This window comes from Mycobacterium sp. E2497, assembly GCF_001668695.1.
Lineage (GTDB): Bacteria > Actinomycetota > Actinomycetes > Mycobacteriales > Mycobacteriaceae > Mycobacterium.
In genome coordinates this window covers 1-3,298 of sequence record NZ_LZKD01000048.1, presented here as the reverse complement: position 1 = coordinate 3,298, position 3,298 = coordinate 1, and the positions used below count along the sequence as shown (strand labels likewise).

Annotated in this window: 1 protein-coding gene; it reads right to left on the bottom strand. The window is 72.1% G+C overall.

Annotation, left to right across the window (positions count from 1 at the left end; all coding sequences use genetic code 11):
* Positions 1-3,298, bottom strand: a 3,298-nt coding sequence (locus tag A5713_RS04170; RefSeq protein ID WP_156751737.1) for a non-ribosomal peptide synthetase, incomplete at both ends; no start/stop codon positions are given.

Here is a 3,298-nt window from a genome sequence, read left to right as displayed (position 1 = left end):
CCGGCGGCGCGGGCCCGCGTCACCACCTGCATCGAGGAGATGCTGTCGCCGCCCAGGTCGAAGAAGGAGTCGTCGACCCCGACACGGTCCAGCCCCAGCACCTGGGCGTAGATGCCGGCCAGGATCTCCTCGACGGCGTTGTCGGGGGCGCGGTACCGGTCGGCGTCGGAGTATTCCGGTGCGGGCAGGGCGCGGGTGTCGAGCTTGCCGTTGGGGGTCAGCGGCAGCGCGTCGAGCACCACCACGGCGGCAGGGATCATGTACGCCGGCAACCGCTCGGCCAGCGCGGCGCGCACACCGGCCGGGTCGGCCGTTCCGGTGATGTAAGCGACCAGCCGCTTACCGCCGGGCCGGTCCTCGCGGGCGACGACGACCGCCTGCTCCACGCCGTCCAGCCAGGCCAGCGCGGCGCGCACCTCGCCGAGTTCGATGCGGTATCCGCGGATCTTGACCTGCTCGTCGGCGCGGCCCAGGTAGTCCAGCTGCCCGTCGGCGCGCCAGCGCACCAGGTCGCCTGTGCGATACATGCGGGTTCCGGCTCCGCCGAACGGGCAGGCCACGAACCGCGACGCCGTCAGGGGCGCCCGATGCCAGTACCCGCACGCCACGCCGGCACCGGCGACGTACAACTCGCCGACCACGCCGACGGGCACCGGCCGTAACCGCCCGTCCAGCACGAACAACGCTCCCCCGGGCACCGGCGAGCCGATCGGCACCACGCCGGACTCGACGGACGCCGACTCCAGCGGCCGGCTGACCGCCGTGTACACCGTGGCCTCAGTCGGGCCGTAGGCGTTGATCATCGCCCGGCCCGCTCCCCACTTGTCGACCAGCTCGGCCGGACACGCCTCGCCGGCCACCACCAGGGCGGCCGACTCCAGCCCGTCGGGCAAGAGCATCGCGGCCGCCGACGGGGTCTGACTCAGCACGCTGACCCGTTCGGCCACCAGCAGCGCGTGGAAATCTTCGGGTGAGCGCGCCACCGACTCGGGCACCACGACCAGCCGGCCGCCGTGCAGCAGCGCGCCGAAGATCTCGTGGACCGAGACGTCGAAGGCCAGCGAATGCCACTGCGACCACACCCCGGCGCGCGGCAGACCGGCGTCCATGCGCGCCAGCAGCTGGGTCGCGTTCTGGTGGGTGACCGCGACGCCCTTGGGGACACCGGTGGTGCCGGACGTGTAGATGAGGTAGGCGAGGTCCTCCGGCCCCGGCGCGGTCAGCGTCGTGCCGGGCTGGGCGGGGGGCTCGAGGTTATCGACGTCGATCACCGGCACGTCGGTGCCGATGAGCCGGTCGGCCAGGTCGGCGGTGGTGATGACGGCCATGGGCGCGGCGTCGGAGAGCACGAATGCGATGCGCGACTCGGGCAGCGCCGGGTCGATCGGCAGATAGGCCGCCCCGGCCTTGAGCACCGCCAGGATCGCGACAATCGCCTCGGCCGAACGCGAAAACAGCAGGGCGACAGACCGGCCGGGGACTGCGCCGCGGCCGGCCAACACGAGCGCCAACCGGTGCGCGGCCTCGTCCAGCTCGCGGTAGGTCATGGACCGGCCTGCGCACACCAGCGCGACCGACTCTGGTGTGCGCGCCACCTGCGCGGCGAACAGGGCCGGAAGGGACACCGGCGCCGCCACCGGCGCGGTCAGCACCGCGCGGTTCCCAAGCTTGTCGAGGCGGGCGTGCTCGGCCTCGTCGAGCAGATCCAGCGACGACAACGCCCGCGTGGGGTCGACGGTGATGGCCGTCAACACCCGCTGCAACCGTCCGACGAGCGCCCGGATGCTGGCCGGGTCGAACACGTCGGTGCGGAACTCCACCGTCCCGCCGATACCGGCGGGCTCTCCGGCGGTGTCCCATCGCTCGGCCAGCGAGAAGGTCAGGTCCATGCGGGCGGTTTGGGTGTCCACCGGCATCGGCGTGATCTCGACATCGCCCAGGGACAGCCCGGCGGCCGGGCCGCCGCCGTCCTGCCCGGCGAAGTTCTGCCAGGCCAGCATGACCTGGACCAAGGGGTGGTGGGTCAGGCTTCGGGCGGGGTTGAGCCGTTCGACCAGCACCTCGAACGGAACGTCCTGGTGTTCATAGGCGGCCAGGCTGCGCTGGCGCACCTGCGACAGCAGGTCGGTGAATGTGGGGTCGCCGCCTAGCTCGTTCAGGTCGACCCGGAGCACCAGGGTGTTGACGAAGAAGCCGACCAATTCGTCGAGGGCGGGGTCGCGCCGCCCTGCGATCGGGAAGCCCACCGCCACATCGGGGCTCGCGCTGAGCTTCGACAGCAGGACCGCCAGGGCCGTCTGGACCACCATGAAGCTGGTCGCGTTGTGCTTGCGGGCGACCGCGCCGACTTGCTGCTGAAGCTCTGTCGGCCAGTCGATTTCGACGGTGGCGCCGCGCTGATCGGCCACCAGCGGGTAGGGCCGATCGGTGGGCAGCTGCAGCCGGTCGGGCATCCCGGCCAGGGCCTCCTCCCAGTAGGCCAGCTGGGCGGCGATGGGGCTCTGGCGGTCGTCGAGGTCGCCCAGCTGCGCGCGCTGCCACAGCGTGTAGTCGACGTATTGCACGGGCAACGGCGCCCAGCCGGGGGCCTGCCCGGCGCACCGGCTGGCATACGCCATGCCCAGGTCGCGCACCAGCGGGGTGATCGACATGCCGTCGGCGGCGATGTGGTGGACCACTGCCACCAGCACGTGCTCGTCGTCGCCGATGCGGAAAAGCTCTGCTCGCAGCGGGATTTCGGCGGCCAGGTCGAACGTGTAGCGCGCCGTGTCGCCGATGGCCTCGTCGAGCTGGCCGGCCGACCAGCCGCCGGCGTCCACGACCTCCCACCCGAATTCGGCCCGCTCGACGGGGGTCACCAGCTGCTGAGGCGTGCCCTCGGGCGCGGCGATCAGGGTGCGCAGGCTCTCGTGCCGGGCCACCACGTCGGCCAGCGCAGCCCCGAGCGCAACGGCGTCGAGCGGCCCGCTGAGCCGCAGGGCGGCCGCCATGTTGTAAACCGGTGACGGGCCCTGCAATTGGTCGAGGAACCACAGCCGGTTCTGCGCGAACGACAACGGAATCACCGCGGGCCGCTCGGCGGCCACCAGCGGCTCCGGGCCGACCGTTCCCTCACCGATCCGCAGTGCCAGCTGGGCGACGGTGGGCGCCTCGAACACGACGCGCACTGCAAGGCCGACGCCCAGCGCGCTGTTGATCGCGGCGATCAGGCCCATCGCCGAGATGCTGTCGCCGCCGAGTTCGAAGAAGGAGTCGTCGGTGCCCACGCGGTCGACGCCAAGGACCTCGGCGTAGATGC